General features: G+C 63.9%; 19 protein-coding genes. 10 read left to right on the top strand and 9 right to left on the bottom strand.

Going from position 1 to position 25,370, the window contains the following annotated elements:
* Positions 1–243: 243 nt before the first annotated feature.
* Both mtr and H9627_RS00380 read right to left on the bottom strand, forming a co-directional pair.
* A complete protein-coding gene (gene mtr, locus H9627_RS00385; protein WP_191732053.1) occupies positions 244–1,629 on the bottom strand; it encodes a mycothione reductase in 1,386 nt (461 codons plus the stop codon).
* A 218-nt stretch (positions 1,630–1,847) separates the two neighbouring features.
* Positions 1,848–2,885 (bottom strand): alpha/beta hydrolase, encoded by a 1,038-nt coding sequence (locus H9627_RS00380; RefSeq protein ID WP_191732052.1) that lies wholly within the window; start codon positions 2,883–2,885, stop codon positions 1,848–1,850.
* 392 nt (positions 2,886–3,277) lie between these two features.
* On the opposite strand from H9627_RS00380, the gene mqo reads away from it, so the two are divergent.
* Both mqo and H9627_RS00370 read left to right on the top strand, forming a co-directional pair.
* Positions 3,278–4,780 (top strand): malate dehydrogenase (quinone), encoded by a 1,503-nt coding sequence (gene mqo / locus H9627_RS00375; protein WP_191732051.1) that lies wholly within the window; start codon positions 3,278–3,280, stop codon positions 4,778–4,780.
* A gap of 128 nt (positions 4,781–4,908) precedes the next feature.
* A complete protein-coding gene (locus H9627_RS00370; RefSeq protein ID WP_191732050.1) occupies positions 4,909–5,814 on the top strand; it encodes a VOC family protein in 906 nt (301 codons plus the stop codon).
* Here H9627_RS00370 and H9627_RS00365 read toward each other — a convergent pair whose 3' ends face one another.
* The gene (locus tag H9627_RS00365) at positions 5,815–7,293 is read right to left on the bottom strand and encodes a protein adenylyltransferase SelO (RefSeq protein WP_191732049.1); all 1,479 of its coding nucleotides are present in this window, start codon (positions 7,291–7,293) and stop codon (positions 5,815–5,817) included.
* A 41-nt stretch (positions 7,294–7,334) separates the two neighbouring features.
* Between H9627_RS00365 and cobA the strand changes: the two genes are divergently transcribed.
* The 3 genes from cobA (at position 7,335) to H9627_RS00350 (ending at position 10,234) form a co-directional block, all read left to right on the top strand.
* Entirely contained in the window at positions 7,335–8,129 is a 795-nt protein-coding gene (cobA, locus tag H9627_RS00360) for a uroporphyrinogen-III C-methyltransferase (protein ID WP_225213318.1), read from the top strand.
* Positions 8,130–8,361: 232 nt separating this feature from the next.
* Positions 8,362–9,468, top strand: a complete 1,107-nt coding sequence (locus tag H9627_RS00355) for an ATP-binding protein (protein WP_191732048.1) — start codon at positions 8,362–8,364, stop codon at positions 9,466–9,468.
* 19 nt (positions 9,469–9,487) lie between these two features.
* On the top strand, positions 9,488–10,234 hold the full coding sequence (locus tag H9627_RS00350) for a vWA domain-containing protein (RefSeq protein ID WP_191732047.1): 747 nt from the start codon (positions 9,488–9,490) through the stop codon (positions 10,232–10,234).
* A 9-nt stretch (positions 10,235–10,243) separates the two neighbouring features.
* Here H9627_RS00350 and yaaA read toward each other — a convergent pair whose 3' ends face one another.
* The gene (gene yaaA / locus H9627_RS00345) at positions 10,244–10,981 is read right to left on the bottom strand and encodes a peroxide stress protein YaaA (RefSeq protein WP_191732046.1); all 738 of its coding nucleotides are present in this window, start codon (positions 10,979–10,981) and stop codon (positions 10,244–10,246) included.
* 312 nt (positions 10,982–11,293) lie between these two features.
* Here yaaA and H9627_RS00340 point away from each other — a divergent pair, with 312 nt between their 5' ends.
* The gene (locus H9627_RS00340; RefSeq protein WP_191732045.1) at positions 11,294–13,060 is read left to right on the top strand and encodes a proline--tRNA ligase; all 1,767 of its coding nucleotides are present in this window, start codon (positions 11,294–11,296) and stop codon (positions 13,058–13,060) included.
* Between the two features lie 99 nt (positions 13,061–13,159).
* Here H9627_RS00340 and H9627_RS00335 read toward each other — a convergent pair whose 3' ends face one another.
* The 5 genes from H9627_RS00335 to H9627_RS00315 all read right to left on the bottom strand — a co-directional run bounded on the left by H9627_RS00335 (position 13,160) and on the right by H9627_RS00315 (position 19,916).
* Positions 13,160–14,899 carry an ABC transporter ATP-binding protein gene (locus H9627_RS00335; RefSeq protein ID WP_191732044.1) on the bottom strand — a complete coding sequence of 580 codons (1,740 nt, stop codon included), beginning with the start codon at positions 14,897–14,899 and terminating at the stop codon, positions 13,160–13,162.
* A complete protein-coding gene (locus tag H9627_RS00330) occupies positions 14,896–15,933 on the bottom strand; it encodes an ABC transporter permease (protein WP_225213317.1) in 1,038 nt (345 codons plus the stop codon). Before H9627_RS00330 ends, H9627_RS00335 begins: the two co-directional genes overlap by 4 nt.
* Entirely contained in the window at positions 15,926–16,852 is a 927-nt protein-coding gene (locus H9627_RS00325; RefSeq protein ID WP_191732043.1) for an ABC transporter permease, read from the bottom strand. Before H9627_RS00325 ends, H9627_RS00330 begins: the two co-directional genes overlap by 8 nt.
* A 227-nt stretch (positions 16,853–17,079) precedes the next feature.
* Complete coding sequence (locus H9627_RS00320) at positions 17,080–18,687, bottom strand: peptide ABC transporter substrate-binding protein (protein ID WP_191732042.1); 1,608 nt, start codon at positions 18,685–18,687, stop codon at positions 17,080–17,082.
* A 389-nt stretch (positions 18,688–19,076) separates the two neighbouring features.
* Positions 19,077–19,916, bottom strand: a complete 840-nt coding sequence (locus H9627_RS00315; RefSeq protein WP_191732041.1) for a DUF4439 domain-containing protein — start codon at positions 19,914–19,916, stop codon at positions 19,077–19,079.
* Between the two features lie 82 nt (positions 19,917–19,998).
* Between H9627_RS00315 and rimP the strand changes: the two genes are divergently transcribed.
* From rimP to infB, 4 genes are all read left to right on the top strand, one after another.
* Complete coding sequence (gene rimP, locus H9627_RS00310; protein ID WP_191732040.1) at positions 19,999–20,547, top strand: ribosome maturation factor RimP; 549 nt, start codon at positions 19,999–20,001, stop codon at positions 20,545–20,547.
* Positions 20,548–20,575: 28 nt separating this feature from the next.
* The gene (gene nusA / locus H9627_RS00305) at positions 20,576–21,574 is read left to right on the top strand and encodes a transcription termination factor NusA (RefSeq protein WP_191732039.1); all 999 of its coding nucleotides are present in this window, start codon (positions 20,576–20,578) and stop codon (positions 21,572–21,574) included.
* Positions 21,575–21,865: 291 nt separating this feature from the next.
* Positions 21,866–22,240, top strand: coding sequence for a YlxR family protein (locus H9627_RS00300; RefSeq protein ID WP_191732038.1), 375 nt, complete (start codon positions 21,866–21,868; stop codon positions 22,238–22,240).
* Between the two features lie 102 nt (positions 22,241–22,342).
* On the top strand, positions 22,343–25,282 hold the full coding sequence (gene infB, locus H9627_RS00295; RefSeq protein ID WP_191732037.1) for a translation initiation factor IF-2: 2,940 nt from the start codon (positions 22,343–22,345) through the stop codon (positions 25,280–25,282).
* The last annotated feature ends 88 nt before the right edge of the window (positions 25,283–25,370 follow it).

Genomic DNA, 25,370 nt, shown 5'->3' with positions numbered 1-25,370 from the left:
ACCCCGGTGTGCTGCCCAGATTGTCCCAATTGGTGGTTAGACCATCTGACGCACACGAGTCTATAGAAAAATGCTGAGCATTCAACGGAGAAGGCCGACATAAGGCCAAGTTTTTCCAAGCCTTCTCAAAGGTGGATGCTTTTACCGATGTACGCTGGGCCTGCAATTAGAGTGATAATCATCACTCCCCCCCCCACATAGGGGAGAGGGGAGCAGCATTCAAGGGGAGGCTGCGACCGGAACCTAGAACTCCAGGCCCAGAAGTGCGTTTTCGATGACCTCAGGCAGGGCCGGGTGGATCCAGTACTGGCGAGTGGCCACCTCGCGGACATCCAGATCAAACGCCATGACGGTGATGAGCTGCTGGATGAGGGTGGATGCCTGGGGTCCGATCAGGTGGGCGCCCAACAGCCTGCCCGAATCACGGTCGGCGATCAGCTTGACGAATCCCGTGGTGTCCTCCATTGCCCAGCCGTAGGCGACATCACCGTAGTTCTGCACCTTGATGGTCAGATTGTGGCCCGCAGCGCGCGCCTCGGCCTCGGTCATGCCAACCTGGGCGATCTGGGGATTGGTGAACACCGCGGAGGGAACGTGGTCATGGGGCATGGTCTGCAGTGCATCAGGGTGGAGGAGGTTGTGGCGCACGGCGCGCATCTCCGCGTTGGCCACATGCTTCAGCTTGAACGGGCTGGACACATCCCCCAGGGCCCACACGCCTGGTGCGGTGGTGCGGCCGTACTCATCCACCTTGATACGACGGCCGTCCATCTCGATGCCTGCCGTGTCCAGATCCATCTGGTCACCGTTGGGGGTTCGTCCCGTTGCCACCAGCAGCACATCCGCTGTGATCGGATCTCCGGAGTCCGGGCTGACGGTGACGGAACCGTCGGCATTGTCGGTGACACCGGTGACGGAGGTGGACATGCGGACATCAACACGTTCCCGGGTGATCTTGGCGATGCGGGCGGAGATATCTGCATCAGCGTCGCGCAGCAGCACCTCGGAACGGTTGATCAGGGTGACCGTGGTGCCCAGGGAGGAGAAGACGTGGGCGAACTCGAGGGCGATGAAACCACCGCCGACGATGACCAGGGAGGAGGGGAGTTCCGGCAGGTGCATAATGTCTTCATTGGTGTGGTACCGGGCGCCGGACTCCTTGATCACCGGCGGGATGAAGGGACGGGAGCCGGTGGCGATCACGATCTGGTCACCGGTGATGACCTTCTCCACGCCAGCTTGACCCGTGGAGATGGTTTTCTCCCCGATGAACCGGGCATGCATGTCACAGACATCGATATTGGGGGTTTCCGGGCCACGGCGGTAAGCCTCCCCGCCCTCGGCGATGAGATCAATGCGGCGGGTGAAGACGCGGTCGACGATGGACGGCCAGTCGACACTGTTGTAGGTGGCGTCGATGCCGTACTTCGAGGAGTCGCTGATCTCGCGGGCGATGTCGGCGGCATAGACGTACATCTTGGTCGGGATGCATCCAACGTTCAGACAGGTGCCACCGAAGGTGCCCTTTTCCACGATGGCGATCGACTTGTCGTCGAATTCCGGACCCGGAATCGAGTTGCCGGAACCGGTGCCGATGATGATGAGGTCATAGTGCTTGGTCTCAGTCATGGAAATGTGGACTCCTGGAATCTACGTGTCGGTGGAACTGGGCGGGTGAAACAGGGGGCGAACAGTCATGGTCGGGTGTCCCTTCCACGGCAGAACTGCGGTGAGCAGCCCAGTGTCCGGCCCATCGTCCTACAACAAGGTGAACGGGGGGTTTTCTTCCCTCAGTATCCCATCGGTACCCGGGTCACACCCCACCCGGGTGGGGCGGGGTGAAGAGGTCACCGGCGGCGCAGCCACTCCACGGTGACCTCAAGGGCCCGGGTGCGCACCGGTTCCCGGGAGAGGAAGACATCGTGCATTGCCTCCTCCAGCGGTGAGACGGTCACCCGGGAGGAGGGGCGGGCCAGGTGCGGTGCCCATTTCCTGATCTGTCTGACATCCAGGACACCGTCGGAGGACATGAGGTCGGGGCTGGGGATCTTCTTCAACCAGGATTTCCCCGAACACAGGGTGAGTACATCGACTCCAACATTGACCCGGTTCTTCTGGACCTCCCGCTGGCCGAGGGTGATCGCGCGGAGCCATCCGAAGGGTTTCCGGTGTCCGCTGACGGGTTTCATCTCGGTGTCGAACTCCCACTCTCCGCGGTAGTCCCGGTGGATGGACCGGCCGTAGAGACCGAGACCGCCACCCGGGGCGAACCGGGTGGGCCGCCACCGTCCCACAACCCGGAACACCGTGATGAGCAGGGAACGGATCGGCTCCGGGTACATCCAGTCCAACCAGGGACTGTTCATGACCACCGCCGGGATGGTGGCGTGCAGGTCGGGGGAGGAGGTGCGCAGATGATCCAGCCACAGGGTGACGATAAGCCCACCGGTGGAGTGGGCGAGCGGAATCATCGTGGGGTGCTGCCGGGTGATGAGCTGCGTGGCCCTGGTGAGATCCGGGTAGTAATGGGCGAGATCGGTGGTGTAGTGCCAGTTCTGCCCCTCGCGGTAGGAGCGGCCGCATTTGCGCAGATCCAGGGCGTAGACCGCAAAACCCTGGTCGTGGAGAAATTCCGCAACCTCGGTGTGGAAGAAGTAGTCGGACATGCCGTGGACCCACATGACGGCCGGTCGTTGCCCGAACTCCCCGTCATCTGTGGTGCCGGGGCGGTAGCGCACCAGGGTGCACACCACGTCGGTTTCCCCGTCCGGATCCCGGCCCAGGGGGATGGTCAGACTCTGGTATCCGGGACCCAGGATGTCCTGCTGCCAGTCACCGTCCGGGGACGGTGCATCTCCTGCGGCACGATCGTTGATTGTCGGCATGTGTCAACGATAGGGCATGTCTTCCGGACAGGTGGCGGCAATCGGGCTGGCGCGCGACTGGGCAGCGGGTCCGGACGGTGCGGTTTCCCTCATCACACCCTCCTCGCATCCTCCGGTGTGCCCGGAATCTTCCTGGGGGTGGTGAACGGGGGAGATTATGGGCATACGGGCCAGGTTATGTCGAGGGTATTTACGTACCCCCGTATCAGCAGGCGTACACTACTGAGCTACGGACAACGTGCACCTGCACCCCCTCAAGGTCTAGACCGGGACAGGTGTTCACCACGTGTTGCAGCGCCATCCACCCCTGTGCAGTCACCCGGGTGGATAGTTGTGTGCAGCACGCAGGGTGTGTTCGGCAGACCACTCGCGGAGATAAAAGGAAGTTGAACATGTCAGATTCCCCGAAGAACGCACACAAGGTCACTGACGAGGCGGACGTCGTCCTCGTCGGTGCTGGAATCATGAGCGCCACCCTCGGTGCGATGCTACGCCAGCTGGAGCCCGGCTGGTCCCAGGTGATCTTTGAGCGTTTGGATGGTGCGGCACAGGAGTCGTCCTCCCCGTGGAACAACGCCGGTACCGGCCACTCGGCGCTGTGTGAGCTCAACTACACGCCGGAGAAGAACGGCAAGATCGACATCTCCAAGGCTGTCAACATCAATGAGAAGTTCCAGGTGTCGCGCCAGTTCTGGGCACACCAGGTCGAGGAGGGCATCCTCTCTGACCCGCAGGAGTTCATCAACGCCGTTCCCCACGTCTCCTTCGGCCACGGTGCCGACCAGGTTGCCTACATCAAGAACCGCTACAACGCACTGAAGGATCACCCCCTGTTCCCCGGCATGGAGTACGCCGATGACCAGGAGACCTTCGCGGAGAAGCTGCCACTGATGGCCGAGGGCCGTGACTTCTCCGATCCGGTCGCCATCTCCTGGATCAAGGAGGGCACCGACATCAACTACGGTTCCCAGTCCAAGCAGTTCCTCAAGGCCGCCGAGGACGGTGGCACCGAGATCCGCTACGGCCACGAGGTCAAGGACATCACCAAGGATGGTGCGAAGTGGAAGGTCACCGTCAAGAACGTCCACACCGGTGACACCCAGACCATCCGCGCCAACTTCGTCTTCGTCGGTGCCGGCGGCATGGCCCTGCCCCTGCTGCAGAAGTCCGGTATCCCCGAGATCCGTGGTTTCGGCGGCTTCCCGGTCTCCGGCGAGTGGCTGCGCTGCACCAACGAGGAACTCATCGAGCAGCACGCCGCCAAGGTCTACGGCAAGGCATCCGTCGGTGCCCCGCCGATGTCCGTCCCGCACCTGGACACCCGCGTGATCGACGGCGAGAAGGGCCTGCTGTTCGGCCCCTACGCCGGCTGGACGCCGAAGTTCCTCAAGGAGGGTTCCTACACCGATCTGTTCTCCTCGCTGCGCCCGACCAACCTGGCATCCCTGCTCGGTGTCGGCGTCCAGGAGATGGGCCTGACCAAGTACCTGATCACCGAGGTGGTCAAGGACACCAAGGCCCGCATGGAATCCCTGCGTGAGTACATGCCGAACGCCAAGGAAGAGGACTGGGAGCTGATCACCGCAGGTCAGCGCGTCCAGGTGATCAAGCCTGTCGGCGCACCGCGCTTCGGTTCCCTGGAGTTCGGCACCACCCTGATCAGCAACTCCGAGGGCTCCATCGCCGGTCTGCTCGGTGCCTCCCCGGGTGCCTCCATCGCACCGGCCGCCATGATCGAGCTGCTGGAGCGTTGCTTCGGTGACCGCATGATCGAGTGGGGCGACAAGATCCAGGAGATGGTCCCGTCCTACGGCAAGAAGCTGGCCAATGAGCCGGAGATGTTCGCCGAGCTGTGGGAGTACACCCAGAAGACCCTGAAGCTGGAAAAGGCTTAAATTCCGTTCTTCAAACCACCCCCTGTCGCCGGTTGTTGCCGGCGACAGGGGGTGGTCGTCGTTGCGGCCCCGTTAACTGCTGCTTGTCGACGACCCCCTGATCCGTCCGGCTGGGTAAAATTTCAGGCATGCAGAGGATCACACCCACGATATGGTGCGCTGGCAATGCAGATGAGGTTGCTGCATTCTACGAACACGTCTTTGAAACTGTCCCGGGTGGGGTAGTCATCCGGCAGGTCGAGCGGTACCCGGAAGAGGGGCTTCTCGATTTTCAGCGACCTCTGGCAGGTAAGACGCTGACCATCACCCTGGAGATCGCCGGTTTCCAGTTCATTCTCCTCAACGCCGGTGATGAGTTCCGGCCCACCCCGGCCCTGAACTTCATGCTCAACTTCGACCCCATCCTCGGCCCGGACATGGGTGAACTCCAAAAACTCGTCTGGGACCGCTTATCTGAGGACGGTCGTGTCCTGATGGATCTGGGACAGTACCCCTTCAGCGGGAGTTACGGGTGGGTGGAGGACCGTTATGGCGTGAGCTGGCAACTCATCCTCACCGATCCGCAGGGCGAGCCCCGGCCGTTCATCATGCCCTCCCTGATGTTCGGGGCCAGGGAACAGAACAGGGCCGCCGCTGCCCAGGAACGCTGGGTGGAGGTCTTCCCCGACTCCCGGTTGGGTGCCCGAGCCGTGTATCCCGAACCCGCCGGTCCCGCAGTCGAGGGAGCGGTGATGTTCTCCGAATTTCAACTGGCGGGGCTGTGGTTCACCGCCATGGATTCAGCTGTGGAACAACCCGGGTCCTTCACCCCGGGTGTCTCCCTGCTGTTTGCAGCCCGCGGACAGCAGGAACTGGATCGTATCTGGGCTGCACTGTCCGCGGTTCCCGAGGCGGAACAATGTGGGTGGCTGACCGATGAATTCGGGGTCAGTTGGCAGATCGTGCCCGACACCATGGACGAACTCATGACGCGTCCGGGTGCCTTCGGGAAGCTGCTGGCGATGAAGAAGATCGAGATCGCCGACTTCGACTGATCAGGTGCCGCAGAAGGTCATATAGGTGTCCTCGAATCCATCAGGGCCTGGCTGTTCGTAGAAGTCCATCCCGGCCCGTCGGGTGAAGGGGTCGGTGACCAGGCTCAGCAGGGTGGTGAAGGCATCCCACCGGCCGTCGACGGCCTGGGACAGCGCCTCCTCCACCAGGTGGTTGCGGGGCACGTAGACGGGGTTGAGCTTCTGCATGCGGATGAGATCCGGCTGGACGGCCAGCCACCGCGGGATCCAGTCCTCGAACCCAGTCGGCGGGGTGGACTCCACCGACCACTCACTGAGTGTGCGGTTCAGGGTGGTCGCATCGGGTGAGTGGGTGCGCATCAGCTCCAGATAGGACTCGATCAGGCCGGCGGTCTCCGGCGCGTCCGCGTCCAATCCCAGCCCGGCGGACAGCTCCCGGTGCAGGGCATCGTTGTAGCGGTCGGTAAAGGTGTTGATCAGCTCCTGGGCCCGGTCCACCCCGGCGTCGGGCGTCTCGCCGAACAGCGGGATGATGGTCTCCGCCAGGCGGGCGAGGTTCCACCCCAGGATCAGCGGCTGATTGCTGAACTTGTAGCGGCCATAGGTGTCGATCGAGCTGAACACCGCGTCCTCCCGGTAGCGGTCTATGAAGGCACACGGGCCGTAGTCGATGGTCTCACCGGAAACCAGCGTGTTATCCGTGTTGAGCACGCCGTGGACGAACCCAAGTCGCATCCACCGGGCCACCGTCTGCGCCTGGGCGTCCATGACCTGCTGGAAGAATCCGGAATAACGCTCCGGACCGGGTTCGGGGAACTGGGCCCCCAGCTGGGGATAATGCCGGGTGATCGCGTGATCGGCCAGCCGACGCGTCAGGTCGATGCCCCCGGTGATGTTCGCGTACTGGAAGGAACCGACACGGATATGGCTGGTGGCCACCCGGACCACCACAGCGCCGGGCAGCACCCGGTCACGTTGGATCTTCCGTCCCGTGGTCACCACTGCCAGCGCCCGGGTGGTGGGCACACCCAGCGCATGCATGGCCTCGGAGACGAGGTATTCACGCAGTGCGGGCCCCAGTGCGGCCCGGCCGTCCGCCCCACGGGAGTACCGGGTTCGGCCCGACCCCTTGAGGTGGATGTCGCGCAGGACGCCGTCGGTGCCGCGGATCTCCCCGAGCAGGAGGGCGCGCCCGTCCCCGAGGCTGGGCACGAACTGCCCGAACTGATGGCCCGCATACCCCTGGGCCACCATCTTCGTGGTCGGTTCCGGGTTGAGCCCGAGGAGGAACTCCACGCCCGCGGGCGAACGCAGCCAGTCCGGTTCGATACCGAGCAGGCGCGCGAGGTCCTCATTCAACACCGCCAGCTCAGGCTCCGGCTGGTCCTCACCGCGCCAGGGGGTGGTCAGCTCGGGGAACTCCCCGGCGAAGTGTGCCTCCAGGGTGAACGGGGCGGATGGATGATCGGTGGGCCGTTCCGGGTTCGTTGGGGTACTCATGGTGCCAGCCTAGTGATATCCACCGGCTAGGATGATGACTCATGAATTCCCATGACTTGGCCCCTGCAACCCCCGCCGGTGAGGTATCCGGCACCGTCCACACCGTTTCTCTCATCGGTGGTGGGCCGGGTGCCTGGGACCTGATCACCGTGCGCGGGATGAACCGTCTGCGGGAAGCTGATGCCATCCTCGCCGATCATCTCGGCCCCACCAGTGAACTGGATCAACTGTGTGATCTGTCCACCAAGGAGGTGGTGGATGTCTCGAAACTGCCCTACGGCCGTCAGGTGGCGCAGTCCCGCACCAATGAGCTGCTGGTGGAATATGCCCGGTCCGGGAAGAAGGTGGTCCGGCTCAAGGGTGGGGATCCCTATGTGTTCGGGCGTGGTTTCGAGGAACTGGAGTACCTGGCGCACCATGGCATCGCCTGCGAGGTGATCCCCGGGGTGACCAGTGCGATCTCAGTGCCGGGGGCGGCGGGTGTACCCATCACCCAGCGCGGCGTGGTGCACTGTTTCACGGTCATCTCCGGGCACCTTCCCCCTGGCCACCCGAACTCCCTGCTGGATTGGGATGCCCTGGCGAAGACGGGTGGCACGCTGTCCATCATCATGGGGGTGAAGAATGCCGGGCGGATCGCCGAGGCCCTCATCCGGGGAGGTCTGGCCGCGCACACCCCGGTGGCGATCATCCAGGAGGGCACCACCCAGGCACAGCGGTCGGTGCGGTGCACCCTGGACACCCTCGGCGAGGTGATGGTCAGCGAGGAGATCAAACCACCTGCCGTGTACGTGATCGGCGAGGTCGCCGGGCTGGGGCAAACGGCGGTCAACTGACCCCTGGATGTTCGATCAGTGAACATCCTGCACACATCCGGGGGTGAATCAGGTCACCTGGGACTCGTTTTCGTCCGACTCCGGGACGGAAATCCAGAGGGTGTGTAGGGTAATCCTGATCCCATGCACGGTGTGGCACCCACAGACAGTCGTGATGAGGGCCGGGGTGACAGGGTAGGACCCTAGGTCGCCGGTCACCGTGCCGGTTACCCGAAAGGCCAGCGATTACCCCATGTCCACCAGTCAGGTGCTCCCATACCCGTTCTCCGCAGTGGTGGGGCAGGATGAACTCCGCCTCGCACTGATTCTCACGGCCATCTCACCCCGCATCGGTGGGGTGGTGGTCCGTGGCGAGAAGGGCACAGCCAAAACCACCACCGTCCGTGCGTTTGCCGGGCTGCTCGGTGATGCGCCACTGATCAACCTCCCGCTCGGTGCCACCGAGGACCGCGTGGTCGGTTCCCTCAACATGGAGACCGTCCTGACCACCGGTCGCGCCGAGTACAAGCCGGGCCTGCTGGCCCAAGCGGACGGGGGCGTGCTCTACGTCGATGAGGTCAACCTGCTTGCGGACCACCTCGTCGATGCGCTTCTCGACGCCGCCGCCAGCGGTCGCGTCTCCATCGAGCGCGATGGCATCTCCCATTCTTCACCCGCGAACTTCGTGCTGGTGGGCACCATGAACCCGGAGGAGGGCGAACTGCGCCCGCAGCTGCTCGACCGCTTTGGGCTGGCCGTGGATGTCGTGGCCTCCAACAACCCTGAGACCCGCGTGGAGATCATCCAGCGACGCCTGGCCTATGAGGCCAACCCCGAGCAGTTCGTGCAGAACTGGGCCGCGCAGGATGAGGAGATCTCCCAGCGCATCCACGCCGCCCGTCAGCTGCTGGCTGATGTCGAGCTGCCCGGTGAGCTGCTCTCTCAGATCGCCTGGCTGTGTTCCCGCATCGAGGTCGACGGCATGCGCGCCGACCTCGTGATCACCCGCACCGCCCTGGCCCACGCAGCCTGGCAGGGACGCACCCAGATCACCGATGAGGATGTCGAGGTCGCCGCCCGCCTGGCACTGCCACACCGTCGTCGCCGCAATCCCTTCGACGCCCCGGAGATGGAGGAACGCAAACTGCAGGAGGTGCTGCAGGAGGCACGCAACTTCTACAAGGACACCACCAAGCAGGGACCCGCGGCCGAGGAGACGGACGAGGACACCGGCGCCACCGCCTTGGTCGACACCGAGAACCCCACCGATGAACAGGGGCAACAGGGCACCGCGCAGGCCAAGGCACAGTCAACCGGAAAGGTAGGTACTGCCGGACACGGCGAACCCTTTCGCTCCTAGGGTTTTCCGCCTCAACACCATGGGCGATGAGGACTCCACCCCGGGTCGTCGCTCCAAGTCGTACACACGCCAGGGTGCGGATGTCCGACCGAAGAAGGACGGACACGGCATCAACCTGGTGGGCACCCTCATGGCCGCCGCCGACCGTGGCGCCGCCGTGGTGGACGGCCTGGTGGATTTCCGCCCGGAGGATCTGCGCGGGTCCCTGCGCCGCGGACGCGAGGCCAACCTCATCGTGTTCGTGGTGGACACCTCCGGATCCATGGCTGCCCGCTCCCGGGTGCGTGCCGTGACCGGTGCGATCATGTCCATGCTCACCGACGCCTATCAGCGTCGCGACAAGGTGGCGGTCATTGCGGTCAACGGCAACAAACCAACCCTGGTGCTGGCACCGACCAGTTCCGTCGACATGGCGCAGAAATCGCTCGACGCCATGCCCATGGGTGGGCGCACCCCTCTTGCGGAAGGCCTGATCATGGCCCGCGATCTCATGGAGAGGGAGAACCGCAAGGAGCCCTCCCGTCGTCCGTTGCTGGTAGTCATGACCGACGGCGAGGACACCTCCGAGGCCGGTGAAGCCGGTATCGCCACTGCAGCCCGTGCCGTGGTCAAGTCCGGTCTGTCCGGCAACCTCGTCATCGACTGCGAGGGACGCATGAAGGTGCGCAAGGAACGCGCCGCCGTGCTCGCCCAGCTCCTGGGTGGGGTGTGTGTACGTCTGTCGGAGATGAACGGCGACAACATCAAGACGGTCATCAACGCGTAGCGCTGACACCTAGACCACCAGCGTCAGCGTCTCCTTCTTCCCCTCGTTGATCTCCACGGTCATCCCCGCCCCGCGGGCGATGTCCGCGACCTCACCCGCGGTGGTGGCCTCCTGTGGTGAGGTGGCCAGCACCCGGGCGAGCTCACCCTTGTAGTGCTTGCTGAAGTGACTGACCACCTTCCGGGTCCCGTCCCCCTGCACCGACTCCACCCGTACCGTCACCGCGCCGGGGACCTTCCCGAGCTGCTGGTAGGTGCCGCTGCGCAGGTCGATGATCAGGTCATCAACTCCGGTCAACACATCGGTGATGGCTGACCCCCAGCGGGCCTTCATGGTGGGTGTTGTCCCCTTCGGATCGGGGAGTTTGGTGCCCCCGGACAACCGGTAGTGGGGGATGTGGTCCCCGGCCCGCACCACGCCGAACAGGGCGGACCCAATGGCCAGTCGGTTGAGGGCAGCGGGGGTGAGGGTGTCGGCGGCGAGGGCGTCGTAAAGCACACCGGAATACCGCAGCACGGCGGGCATGGTGGGGGCGGTGCGCAACACGGTGTTGGCGACGGCCTCCGGCCGGAGTTTCTCCGAGATGCCCAGGACCGGCAGCGCATTGTCGGGGGACAGGGCCCCCAGATCGGTGATGATCGACTCGCGGACACCGGTGAGGTCGGCGAAACTCAACGAGGCCAGATCGAGCGGAGCACCCGCACCACCGGGTGTCTTGGTTTCAGAAGGGGGCAGGAGGATGAGCATGGCTAACAGCGTACAAAACCCCCTGATCCCACCCGCTGGGGCCCTGCAGATCCCGTCTGCACGGTGGGTCATAACGGGTAATGACGGCGCACCCGGCTGCGGGGGAGTATGGTGCGTTTATCCGCAGATGGCAACACCGGTTAGTCTGGCTCACGTCCCCTCCGATTCCCCGGCCGATCCGGCCTGCGGGGAATCAGGAACAGGCACTCTCACCAGGTACTTCACGGACACCTCAGCCGGTGTCCGCGGGGAATTTTCCAAAACACCGCCCGGCAGCGGGTCAACCCAGTTGAAGGGGTATATTTTACACTCATGATTACTCGTCTTTCCACGCTCTTCCTGCGCACCCTGCGCGAGGACCCGGCTGACGCCGAGGTGCCCAGCCACAAGCTGCTGGTCCGTGCCGGTTATATCCGTCGTGTCGCCCCCGGCGTCTACTCCTGGCTGCCCCTCGGTCTGCGGGCGTTGCGCAACATCGAGCAGGTGGTGCGCGAGGAGATGGATGCCATCGGTGGACAGGAGCTGCTGTTCCCCGGTCTGCTGCCCCGCGAGCCGTATGAGACCACCCAGCGGTGGACCGAATACGGAGATTCGCTGTTCCGCCTGAAGGATCGCAAGGGTGCTGATTACCTCCTGGGCCCCACCCATGAGGAGATGTTCGCCTCCACGGTGAAGGATCTCTACAGCTCCTACAAGGATTTCCCGGTCACCCTGTACCAGATCCAGACCAAGTACCGCGATGAGGAACGTCCCCGTGCGGGCATCCTGCGTGGCCGTGAATTCGTGATGAAGGATTCCTACTCCTTCGACATGACCGACGCCGGCCTGGAGGAGTCCTACGCCCGCCACCGTGCGGCGTACCAGCGCATCTTCGATCGCCTCGGCATCGATTACGTCATCTGTAAGGCCACCTCCGGTGCCATGGGTGGGTCCGCCTCCGAGGAGTTCCTCGCGGTGTCCGCCAACGGTGAGGACACCTTCGTGCGTGCCACCGACGGCGACTTCGCCGCCAATGTGGAGGCCGTGGTCACCCAGCCGGGTCAGGAGCGCTCCATCGAGGGCCTGCCGGAGGCCGTGGTCCATGAGACCCCGGTGTCCGAGACCATCGAGACGCTGGTGGCGTGGGCCAACTCCATCGGGGTCACCGTCGAGGGTCGTGAGGTTCAGGCCTCCGACACCCTCAAGTGCATCGTGGTTAAGACCCGCGAGCCGGGTGCCGAGGAGTGGGAGCTGACCGGTATCCTGGTTCCGGGCGACCGCGAGGTGGACATGAAGCGCCTCGAGGCCTCCCTGGAGCCCGCGGAGGTGGAACTGGCTGTCGAGGCCGACTTCGCCAAGTACCCGTTCCTGGTCAAGGGCTATGTCGGTCCGGTCGGTCTGGCCCGCAACGGTGTCCGGGTGCTGGCCGATCCCCGCGTGGTCACCGGCACCTCCTGGATCACCGGTGCCGATGAGAAGGAACGCCACGTCGTCGGCCTTGTTGCCGGCCGTGACTTCACCCCGGATGGTGTCATTGAGGCCGCCGAGATCAGGGAGGGTGACCCGGCGCCGGAGGGACAGGGCACCCTGACCCTGGCCCGCGGCATCGAGATCGGTCACATCTTCCAGCTGGGCCGCAAGTACACCGAGGCCTTCGACGTTCAGATCCTCGACGAGAACGGCAAGCGCGCGATCCCGACCATGGGTTCCTATGGCATCGGTGTCTCCCGCCTGCTCGCGGTCCTGGCCGAGCAGCGCCACGACGATGCCGGCCTCAACTTGTCCGCCGCCGTCGCCCCGTACCAGGTGCACGTGGTGGCCGCCAACAAGGACGCCGCCGCCATCGAGGCCGCCGAGCGGTACGCCACCGAGCTGTCCCGGGCGGGTATCGACGTGCTTTTCGACGACCGCCCCAAGGTCAGCCCCGGCGTGAAGTTCAAGGACGCCGAACTCCTCGGCATGCCCTTCGCCCTGATCCTGGGCCGTGGTTACGCCGAGGGCACCGTGGAACTGCGCGTTCGCGGTGGCGAGAAGACCGAGCTGCCGGTCGATGAGGCGGTGGAGACCATCGTGCGCCTCGTCAACGAGGCACGCGGCTAGTCTCAGCGTCCCAACGACAACAACACCCGCCCTCCTTATCCCACCTGTCTGACGGTGGGGGAGGGCGGGTGTTGTTGTGTGTCGGCGTCGCCGGGGAGCCTAGTCGGTCACCCCGGTGCCCAGTTCAATACCCAGGCCAGGAACCGAGTTGATGAGGTTGCGGGTGTAGTCCTGCTGTGGGTTGTTGAAGATGGCATCGGTGGGTCCGGCCTCCACCACCTGTCCCTTCTTCATCACCACCACGTCGTCGGCGGTCTGGCGGACCACCGCGAGGTCATGGGTGATGAACAGGTAGGTCAGGGACAGTTCATGCTGCAGCTCCGCCAGCAGACGCAGGATCTGGTTCTGCACCAGCACATCCAGGGCGGACACTGCCTCATCGAGCACAATGACCTCGGGGTTGAGGGCGAGTGCGCGGGCGATGGCGATGCGCTGGCGTTGACCACCGGAGAGCTCATTGGGGTAGCGTCGCATCGCCGAGCGCGGCATGGACACCATGTCCAGCAGTTCCGCGACCCGCTTCTCGCGGGCCTTGCGATCCCCACCGACCTTGTGGATGACCAGGGGTTCCTCGATACAGCGGTAGATCGAGTACATCGGGTCGAGCGAACCATAGGGGTTCTGGAACACCACCTGCAGTTTGCGGCGCATGTTGAACAGATCCCTGCGGCTCAACGTGGACAGATCCGTGCCGTTGTACAGCACCTGCCCACTGGTGGGTTCCAACAGGCTCAGCACCATGTTGGCCACGGTTGATTTACCGGAACCCGATTCACCCACCAGTGCCGTGGTGGTGCCCTTGCGGACATAGAACGACACATCATCCACGGCCTTGAGGGTTTTCTTATCCCCACGTGAACCCCGGATGTTGAACTCCCTGGTGAGGTTCTTGACCTCGATGACGCGTTCCTCCGTCGTCGGGTCCACCGTGTCTGCAGTGGCACCGGCGGTGAGCAGCTCCGCGGATTCCACGCCCTTGGCCTGTGCGCTCTGGATGCGGGCGGATGCCAGGGAGGGGGCCGCCTGGACCAGGCGCTGGGTGTAGGGGTGTCGGGGGTTGCGAAGGATCTGCAGGGATGGGCCGGATTCGACAATGCGGCCGCGGTGCATGACCACCAGGTGCTCGGCGCGTTCCGCCGCCAGACCCAGGTCATGGGTGATGAACAGCACCGCGGTACCCAGATCCCGGGTCAGTCCCTCCAGGTGGTCGAGGATCTGGCGCTGGACGGTGACATCCAGGGCAGAGGTGGGTTCATCGGCGATGAGCAGTTTCGGGCGGGCCGCCAGACCGATGGCGATCAGGGCACGCTGTCGCATGCCTCCGGAGAACTCATGGGGATACTGTTTGGCACGACGCTCAGCATCGGGGAGTCCCGCCTCCTCCAGGACTTCAGTGACGCGGGCATCCATCTCGGAACCCGGGACCACGTTGTTGGCCTTGAGGGACTCCTTGACCTGGGAACCGATCTTCCACACCGGGTTCAGGTTGGTCATGGGGTCCTGGGGTACCAGTCCGATCTCTGAACCGCGGTACTTCTCCATCTGTTTGTTGGACAGACCGGTGATGTCCTCACCGTTGAAGATGATCTTGCCGCCGGTGACCTTTCCGGTGCCCGGCAGCAGGCCGATGATAGACATGGCGGTGGTGGATTTACCGGAACCGGATTCGCCCACGATGGCCACGGACTGGCCGGGGTAGACGGTCAGGTTGGCGCCGCGCACGGCGTTGACCACACCGGTGGAGCTGGTGAAGGAGATCTCCAGGTCACGGAGTTCCAGCAGGGGTTGGTCACCCGGGTGATCAGGGGTGTTCGGGGTGGTGGTGCGTGGATCGGTCATCGCTTCCTCGCCTTCGGATCGAGAGCGTCACGGACGACATCGCCCATCATGATGAAGCTCAAAACGGTCAGTGCCAGTGCCATGGCGGGGTAGAATAGCACCATCGGCTGGGTACGCAGGGAGGTCTGCGCCTTGGCGATGTCCGCACCCCAGGACACGATGCTCGGGGGCAGGCCGATGCCCAGGAACGACAGGGTGGCCTCGGCCACGATGAAGGTGCCCAGCGCGACGGTGGCGTACACGATGATCGGTGCCGCGGCATTGGGCATGATGTGGGAGAGCAGCTGCTTGACCTTGGACGCACCCAGGGCGCGCGCCGAGGTGACATACTCCTCGTTCTTCACGGACAGGACCGCACCGCGAGTGATACGCGCGATATTGGTCCAACCGAACAGTCCCAGGACGAGCACCACGGTGACGATGGTGCGGTGTTCCTTGAACATCTGCATGACCACGATGGCGGCCAGCACCAGAGGGATGGCGAAGAACATGTCGGTCACGCGCGAGAGAATGGTATCGACCCAACCGCCGAAGAAGCCGGCGAGTGCACCGAAGACGGTTCCAATCAGCACCACCAGCAGGGTGGTCAGGACACCGACGGCGACAGATGCGCGGGCTCCGTAGACGGTGCGGGCGAAGATGTCACAGCCCTGGCGGTCGAAACCGAAGGGGTGGCCCGGCTGGGGGCCGTCCAGGGAGTTGGCGAGCACACAGTACTGCGGGTCGGTGGAGGTGAACAGCTGCGGCACCAGCGCGAGGGCGAGGGCCAGCAGGATCAGCACGGAGGACACCCAGAACAGGGGACGACGGCGCAGGTAGTTCCAGGCCTCACCCCACATGGAGGTCGGGGCGGAATCATCGGCGACGGCATCGACAGCACCGAGACCGGTTTCATCCTCCTCGGCGATGAAGTGGTCCTGACCCGGGCGGATCAACGCACCGTGGCGGGAACTGGAGGGGAAGAAATGGGCATTCTCAGGGGTCTGGTCATCCTGACCGAATGCCTTGTTGGTGTGGAATTCATTGTTAGGCATAGCGGATCCTCGGGTCGAGCACGGCGTAGATCAGGTCCACGACAAGGTTGGCGATGATATACACAATCACCAGGACGGTGACGATGGAGACCACCGTGGTGGGTTCACCCCGGAGGATGGCCTGGTAGAGGGTGCCACCGACACCGTTGATGCCGAAGATGCCCTCGGTGACAATCGCGCCACCCATGAGCGCACCCAGGTCGGCACCGAGGAAGGTGGCCACCGGGATCAGGGAGTTGCGGAGGACGTGGCGGTTCATCACGGTGAAGTTGGACAGGCCCTTGGCGCGGGCGGTGCGCACATAGTCGGCCCTCAGGTTCTCACTCACCGACTGGCGGGTCAGGCGCAGAACATAGGCGAAGGAGACGGCTCCCAGCACAAACGCGGGCATGAGCAGCGCCGTGAAGGTCTCATTGGAACCGACCGTCACGGGCAGCAGTCCCCATTCAACGCCCACCAGGAACTGGAGGACGAAACCGATGACGAAGGTCGGCACCGCGATGACCACGAGCGACAGCACCAGGACGGTGGAGTCGAAGATACCGCCACGGCGCATGCCGGCGTAGACACCGAAACCGATGCCGAAGACCGCCTCGAACGCCAGCGCCATGAGTGCCAGCTTGATGGTGACCGGGAAGGCGTTGGCCATGACGTCGATGACCGGTTGTCCGGAGAAGGTCGTTCCGAAATCAAGGACGAAGATGCCCTGGATGTAGAGCAGGTACTGGATCAGGAACGGTCGATCCAGGTTGTACTCCTCGCGGATTCTCTGGGCCGCGGCCTCGGTCAGGCCACGGTCACCACCGAGGGCCTGGACGGGGTCACCAGGCATGAGGAACACGAGGGCGTAGATCAGCAGAGTTGCACCGAAGAAGACCGGAATCATCTGGAGCAATCGCCGCCCGACGTAACGAAGCATGAGCGTGGGTGTCCTTGCTTGTTGTGGGGTGGATGATGGATGGATAGGTGCCGTGTGGCCTACATCATCCTCCTGCGGCGGCCTGGTGGCTGCAAACGCAGGAGGGTGAGTCAAACCACACGGAGAATGGGTGTTGACAACCGAAAGGCCCAGGAATCGTTTCGGGGTCCTGGGCCATTCGGGGTCTGCGACCGGGGGTGAACCTGGTCAGCGACGGGTGTCAGATCCTAGTTCTTGGTGATCTGGTAGTACGCCGGCTGGGAGTTCCACATGAACTCGACGTTGTCGACGTTGTTGGAGTAGCCACCGACCGCGTTGGAGTACCAGGTCGGGATCGCCGGGAGGTCCTGCAGGAGGATCTCCTGTGCCTCGTTGTAGGAGGTGACGGCCTGCTCGGCATCCTCGGCGCCGGCGGCCTCGCTGAGCTTGGCGTCGAAGTCGGGGTTGGAGTAGTCACCGTCGTTGGAACCTGCACCGGTGCCATACAGTGGGCCGAGGAAGTTACCCAGGGATGGGTAGTCCGCCTGCCAGCCGGTACGGAAGGCACCGTCGATGGTGCGGTTGGTCACGTCATCGCGCAGGGACTTGAAGTCCGGGTAGGGGTTGCCGATGGCGTTGATACCCAGGGTGTTGCGGATGGAGTTGGCGACAGCGTCGACCCAGGCCTGGTGGCCACCGTCGGCGTTATAGGAGATGGTGAACTCACCGTTGAACGGTGCGATCGCATCGGCCTCGGCCCACAGCTCCTTGGCACGCTCCGGGTTGTACTCAAGCACCTCGGCGCCGGTGAGGGAATCGGAGTGACCGTCGATGACCGGGGAGGTGAAATCGGTTGCCGGGGTGCGGGTGCCCTCGAAGATGGTCTCGGTGATCTCATCACGGTTGACGGCCATGGAGATCGCCTGGCGACGCAGCGCGCCCTCCTCACCGGAGAAGTGCTCGAGGCGCTCCGGGATGGTGAAGGACTGGAAGACCGCGGACGGCTGGTTGATGGAACGGCCCTGGAGTTCATCCTCGTAGGTGGAGAACGCGAAATCCGGGATGGCGTCCAGTACATCGAGGTTGTCGGACAGCAGATCGGCGTAGGCGGCATCGAAGGTCGGGTAGAACACGAACTTCACGCCGTCGTTCTGGGGTGCACGACCGCCGTCGTAGTCCTCATTCGGGACGATGAGGGCATCCTGGTTGTGGTTCCACTCGCTCAGTTTGTAGGGGCCGTTGCCCACCGGGTTCTCGCCGAAGGCCTGCATGTCCTCGAAGGCGGATTCAGGCAGCGGGTAGAACGCGGAGTATCCCAGACGCAGCGGGAAGTCGGACTCGGGCTGGTTCAGCTCGATGGTGAAGGTGGTGTCGTCGACGACCTGCAGGCCCTCCATCTCCTCCACACCCTCCTCATAACCCAGGATGGGCTCGAAGAAGTAGGCGGAGAGCTGATCATTGGCCACGGCGTAGTTCCATGCGTTGACGAAGCTCTCTGAGGTCACCGGGGTGCCGTCGGTGAAGGTCGCGCCCTCCTTGAGGGTGACGCGGTAGGTCTTGTCGCCCTCGAGTTCGATGGATTCCGCGAGATCGTTCTCCACGGAACCGTCCACGTTGTAGTAGACCAGTCCGGCGAAGATGGAGTCGACGATGCGGCCACCACCGACCTCATTGGTATTGGCCGGAACCAGGGGGTTCTGCGGCTCGGTGCCGTTGACGATCACATAGTTGTCACCGCCGGATGCGGAATCGCCGGTGCCACCGGCGGAGTCGGACTCGGAATCCGAGGAGCATGCGGCGAGGCTGAGTGCCAGTGTCGCTGCCGCGGTGACGGCAAGAGACTTCTTTAAAGTCATTTGAGACCTCCGTGAGTTTTAGGTTGATTCCACCGGTGCGATGTCGGTGGAACCCCGTGCCTGAATCCTAAATGTGACTCATGTCGCAACCAAACCGGTTTGAGATGTAAATTTCATGCGTTTGTCAGCAAAAATTAATTTATTAGGGAGGAAATCGCTTCTAGCTGGGCATTGTCGGAAGGGCCCGGAATTCCGGGCGGGCAGCCGGTGACTGATTTGTTATCGTTTCTACCCCCGTAGGTGGGGCACAATTGAATCCCCAGCATGGGATCGATTGCACATCAGGGTGCGACGGGGTCACCCGCGTCAGGTGGCTCGCCGTCGACCCCGGCAGGGGGCCGGGCACGGGGGAGGCGTCGGGCGGGCGTCGATAAGCAGCGCCCTGGGGGTCAGGCGAACGCGACGGTGTCGCGCGCGGTGGACCCGGCGACGCGGCTGGCCAGCAGGCGCCAGGCGGGGTCGGTGGCCACGGAGGCGGCATTGTGCCAGGAGGTGACCGCATTGTCCTGCACCTCGCGGATCAGCGCGAGGGCGGTGTCCGGATCGGTCGGCTCGGTCAACCCGGTCAGGTCATAACCGGGTTCCGAGGGGGCGGTGTCGGCGAAGGGGTCGATGGCGGTGCGCAGTACCGCGGCGTACCCGCGGTGGCGGTCGATGGCCTCCTGGGTGGCATCCGTGAGGTCGGGGGAGACGTAGGCCAGTGCGACCCCGAGTGCCCAGGCGGCGGCGTACTCGGTGGCAAGCAGATCCTGCGCCCGGGTCAGGTCCTCACCCTTGAGAGAGATGCCCTCCGGGATGTCGATCTCCTCCGCGGGCGGTGCCAGGCGGGCCTGATCGATGTAGTGACCGATGATGAGGGGGACCGACTCGGTGGGAATCTCCTCCAGGTGACCCAGGATCTGCTCCTGGCTGACCATCATGTGTGCGGCGGCGTCATCCGTGGGGGCGGCGGCGATGGCCGGGACGCTGAAGGTGCAGGACTCGGGGAGAACGCCGTCGTCGGTGAAACCGCACAGCCGTTCAATCTCCGCGGTGATCTCGTCTGCGTGTTCCGTCCGCAACGCGGAGGCGCCCGGCGCGGAATCGGTCAGGGCCTGGGCATCATGCAGCGCCTCCTGATACATCTCCACCAGGGCCTCGTCGGGGGTGGGCGACGGGGTGCAGGCCACGGCCAGGGTGGTCGCGAGCGCGGTGATGATGGTGAGGATGAGGTGCTTCGTGAAGCGCATGCGGTGAAGTGTAGCGGGTGGGTGGGACACCCTCGGACACCCGGCGGTGATCAGTGTGTCCACCGGACAGTAAGGTGTGGGCATGGCTTTCCCCACCGCTGAAGAACTCATCGCCCTCATCACACCCGTCGTCGCCACCCACCATCTCGACGTGGAGGGGCTGCGCGTGACCAAGGCCGGCCCGAAATCAACCGTGGCCATCAAACTCGACTCGGATTCCCGCCCCGACCTCGACCTCCTCGAGGTGGTCAGCCAGGAGATCGGTGAGCTTTTCGACGCCGCCGAGGCCCGCGGTGAGCTCAGCTTCGGTGCGGGCTACCTGCTCGAGGTGTCCACCCCCGGCGTCGACATGCCGCTCACGCAGCCGCGGCACTGGCGCCGCAACCGTACCCGCCTGGTCAGCCTCGATGTGGATGGCAAGAAACGCATCGCCCGCATCGGCGCACTCAATGACGAGGAAACCGCCGTCATCCTCATCGAACGTGATAAAAAGCTCCTCTCCGTCACGGTCCTGGAATTGGCTAATTCCCCCCGCGCAGTGGTAGAAATTGAATTCGCGAAACCCGCGCAGGATGAACTCGATCTCACGGGACGCACATTCGACGAAGCCGTGGACGAAACAGACCGCTAGAATCCACGGAACCCTGAGAGGAAGACAAGTGAATATTGATGTCCAGGCTCTAAAAGCCATTGAGAAGGAAAAAGGCATCCGGGTGGAGGACATGATCCGCACCATCGCGAACGCCCTGTTCCATTCCTATCTGGACAACCGGGAATCAGATGGCCCGGAAAACTCCAAGGCCCGCGTGGACATTGATGTCGCCACCGGTGCCGTTGCCGTGATCGTCACCGAATTCGACGATGAGGGTGCCATCTCCTCAGAATACGATGACACGCCGTCCAACTTCGGACGTGTCTCCGCCCGCGCGGTGCGTGACGCCATCGTGCGGCGCCTGCGTGAGGCTGAGGCCGAGCGCGCCTTCGACGCCTACGCAGACTACGAGGGCACCGTCATGTCCGGCCTCGTCCAGGCCGATTCACGGGCCGCCGAACGTGGCATCATCGTGGTCCAGCTCGGCACCGAAAATGACAGCCAGGATGGCATCCTGCTGCCCGCCGAGCAGATCCCCGGTGAGAAACTCAAGCACGGCGACCGCGTCAAGAGCTATGTGGTCGGCGTGGGCAAGGGCCCGGTTGGCATCCAGATCAACCTCTCCCGTACCCACCCGGAGCTCGTGCGCCGCCTGTTCGAGCTGGAGATCCCCGAGGTTGCTGATGGGTCCGTGGAGATCGTCGCGATCTCCCGCGAGGCCGGCCACCGCTCCAAGGTCGCGGTCCGTGCCACGGTGAAGAACCTCAACGCCAAGGGTGCCTGCATCGGCCCACGCGGTCAGCGTGTGTCCAACATCATGCGCGAGCTCGGTGGCGAGAAGATCGACATCATCGACTACTCCGATGACCCCGCCACCTTCGTGGGTAACGCACTCGCCCCATCCAAGGTTGTCAGTGTTGAGATCGTCGATGCGGAACAGCAGGTCGCCCGCGTGGTTGTGCCTGACTACCAGCTCTCCCTCGCGATCGGCAAGGAGGGGCAGAACGCCCGCCTGGCAGCGCGTCTGACCGGATGGAAGATCGATATCCATTCCGACATGGGGTAGTTGCACGGGGTGACCGCGCTTCCCGGGCTTGTACCGGGGGCGTTCTAGAGTGCGAAGTTTGCCTGGAAATTACCCTGGTGTCACTCCGGTGACGGGCAGATGAAGATTGGAATCGGTGATTATTGAATCACAGGTTCCAATTTCTGCTCTAAATAGCGTAATATTGGAAAAGGCCCACATGCGGCCTGTGGATTCTGCACCGAACCCCGGATTTTATTTCCGATCGGAACGGATCAGAAGACAGTCACGGTGAACCAGCGTGGTGAACCAAGGTAGTGCGAAAGGGATTGAATGCAGCTGGCCCCCGACACCGGTGTGGACGACGTGGACAACGTAAGTGCACCTGTCACCGAGGCGAACGCTGCTGTCAAAACGATCCGGATCCGTACCTGTATCGCCACGAAGCGACGGGTCGATGACATCGACCTCCTTCGTGTAGTCGAACACCCGGGACAACCAGGTGTGATCCTCCCTGATCCGAAGCGTCGGATGCCAGGTAGGGGAGCATGGCTGACACCCACCATTGCCGCATTGGAGCTTGCTGAACAGCGTCGTGCCTTTGGCCGTGCGCTGAGGGTGTCCACCACGGTGGATACAGGTCACGTACGCACGTACCTGGTGGAACAGACCACCGGACCCGACATTGTAAGGAAGACCGAACACTGATGAGCACACGATGAAGCATCAGCGATGAACGTCAATAATCATTGCTAGAGTTCTAGGTCCGTCACGGGCCTTTGACCTCTAGCGAAAATCTAGAGGAGAAAAGTGCCCGGAAAGCTACGTGTACACGAGCTCGCGAAGAAGCTCGGTATTACCAGCAAGGAACTGCTCACCACGCTCAAGGAGCAGGGTGAGTTCGTCAAGACCGCATCGTCCACCATCGAACCGCCGGTGGTGAAGAAGATGCAGGAACACTATCAGGCAACCGGTGGGGCCAAGGCCGACACCGACAGCAAGCCGACCCCGGCGAAGCCCGCCGCCAAGCCCGGTGCGCCAGCACCGAAGCCAGGAGCAGCGCAGAAGCCCGCCGCCCCGACCCCGGGTGCCGTCGCGGCCCCGAAGCCGGGTACCGCTGCCGCCAAGCCGACCCCGGCGAAGCCGGCACCGGCCCAGCCCGCAGCACCGAAACCTGCTGCAGCCAAGCCAGCTGCCGCCAAGCCAGCCGCCGCGAAGAAGGCACCGGCCCAGCCTGCAGCACAGAAGCCAGCCACCCCGGCATTCTCGGGTCCCACCCCGGGAGATGCCGCGAAGAAGGCTGCCGAGGACAAGGCAACCCCGAAGCCGGGCGGCGAGGCACCACGTCCGAACGCCATGCCACGGCCGATGGCGAAGCCCGGCCCGAAGCCGGGTGCACGCGCACCGCGCGTGGCCAACAACCCGTTCTCCACTGGCGCCGCAGACCGTCCGGGACCACGTCCCGGCGGTGGTGGACCCCGCCCGGGTGGCGGACCCCGTCCCGGTGGCGCACCACGCCCACAGGGCGGACAGCGTCCGGGCGCACCGCGCGATGGTCAGGGCGGCCCACGTGGCCAGCGCCCGGGACCGGGTGCCGGTGGCCCACGCCCGCAGGGTGGTAACGCCGCAGGCGCAGCCTCCCAGGAACGTCAGGGTGGCGGACGTCGTCCATCACCAGCCATGATGCCTCCGACCCCCGGCCAGATGCCTGCGAAGGCACCCGGTAAGGGTGGCCGTGGCGGTGGCCAGGGTGGCCCCGGTGGCGGCACCGGTGGTTTCAACCGCGGTGGCGGCGGTGGCGCAGGTCGCGGCGGACGTCGCGGTGGCACCGCAGGTGCCTTCGGACGTCCGGGCGGCGCACCACGTCGTGGTCGCAAGTCCAAGCGTCAGAAGCGCAATGAGTATGAGTCGATGCAGGCACCGAACGTCATTGGTGGCGTTCGTCTGCCCGACGGCCGTGGCCAGACCCTGCGTCTCGCCCGCGGTGCCTCCCTGTCCGACTTCGCCGATAAGATCGGCGCGGATGCGGCAGCACTGGTGCAGGCCCTGTTCAACCTCGGTGAAATGGTCACCGCGACCGCATCGGTTTCCGACGAGACCCTGATGCTTCTCGGTGATGAGATGAACTTCAAGGTCGAGGTCGTCTCCCCTGAGGATGAGGACCGCGAGCTCCTCGAGAGCTTCGACCTGCAGTTCGGTGAGGACATCGGCGACGAGCAGGACCTGGCCAAGCGTCCCCCTGTGGTCACTGTCATGGGTCACGTCGACCACGGTAAGACCCGACTCCTGGACACCATCCGTAAGGCCAACGTCGGTTCCGGCGAGGCCGGTGGCATCACCCAGGGCATCGGTGCCTACCAGGTCCAGGTCGAGGTCGAAGACGACCTGCGCACCATCACCTTCCTGGATACCCCGGGTCACGAGGCCTTCACCGCCATGCGTGCCCGTGGTGCCAAGTCCACAGATATCGCTGTTCTGGTCGTGGCCGCCGATGACGGCGTCATGCCCCAGACCATTGAAGCCATCAACCACGCGAAGGCCGCTGACGTGCCGATCGTGGTTGCGGTGAACAAGATCGATAAGCCGGACGCTTCCCCGGAGAAGATCCGTGGTCAGCTCACCGAGTACGGTCTGGTTCCGGAGGAGTACGGCGGAGACACCATCTTCGTCGACATCTCCGCGAAGCAGGGCACCAACATCGATGAACTGCTGGCCTCTGTCTGCCTGACCGCGGACGCCGAGCTGGATCTGGTTGCCAACCCGGACATGAACGCACAGGGTGTCGCGATTGAAGCGCACCTCGACCGTGGTCGTGGCCCGGTTGCCACCGTTATCGTCCAGCGCGGTACCCTCCGCGTCGGTGCCTCCATCGTTGTCGGTGACACCTATGGTCGTGTCCGTCGCATGGTTGATGAGTACGGTCGCGATGTCGAGGAGGCCGGTCCTTCCCGTCCGGTCCAGGTGCAGGGTCTCAACGGAGTGCCCGGCGCCGGCGACAACCTGCTCGTGGTCGAGGATGACCGCATCGCCCGTCAGATCGCCAACCAGCGCAATGCCCGCAAGCGCAATGCACTGGCAGCACGCTCCCGCAAGCGCGTCTCCCTCGAGGATCTGGATTCAGTCCTCAAGGAGACCTCGGTCCTCAACCTCATCCTCAAGGGTGACAACGCAGGTTCCGTGGAAGCACTTGAGGAGGCACTGCTCAAGATCGAGATGGAAGATGAGGTTGAGCTCAACATCATCGACCGTGGTGTCGGTGCGGTCACCCAGACCAACGTCACCCTGGCTGCAGCCTCCAACGCCGTGATCATCGCCTTCAACGTCCGCGCTGAGGGCAAGGCCACCGAGGAAGCCAACACCGAGGGTGTGGATATCCGTTACTACACCATCATCTACCGCGCCATCGAAGAGGTGGAGGCAGCCCTCAAGGGTATGCTCAAGCCGATCTACGAGGAGCGCGAGGTGGGCAAGGCCGAGATCCGTGCGATCTTCAAGGCTTCTTCCATCGGCCTCATCGCAGGTTGCATGGTGGAAGAGGGCAAGGTCCGCCGCAATGCAACGGCCCGCATCATCCGCGATGGCAATGTCATTGCCCCCAACGCGAAGATCGAGTCCCTGCGTCGTGAGAAGGACGATGCCACCGAGGTCTCCGCAGGTTACGAGTGCGGTATGGTGCTGTCCTACCCGGACATCGCCGTCGGCGACAAGATCGAGGTCTTCGAAATGGTCGAGGTTCCACGCGAATCCTAGGATCCCCCGCGGATCCGGGCACACCACCAGGTGAGGCCCGTCGCGTAGCAGCCTGAAGGCCCGGCCCCCCGGAACATGTTTCCGGGGG

The organism is Corynebacterium gallinarum, from assembly GCF_014837045.1.
Classification (GTDB): domain Bacteria; phylum Actinomycetota; class Actinomycetes; order Mycobacteriales; family Mycobacteriaceae; genus Corynebacterium; species Corynebacterium gallinarum.
This window is presented reverse-complemented; position numbering and strand designations above follow the sequence as displayed.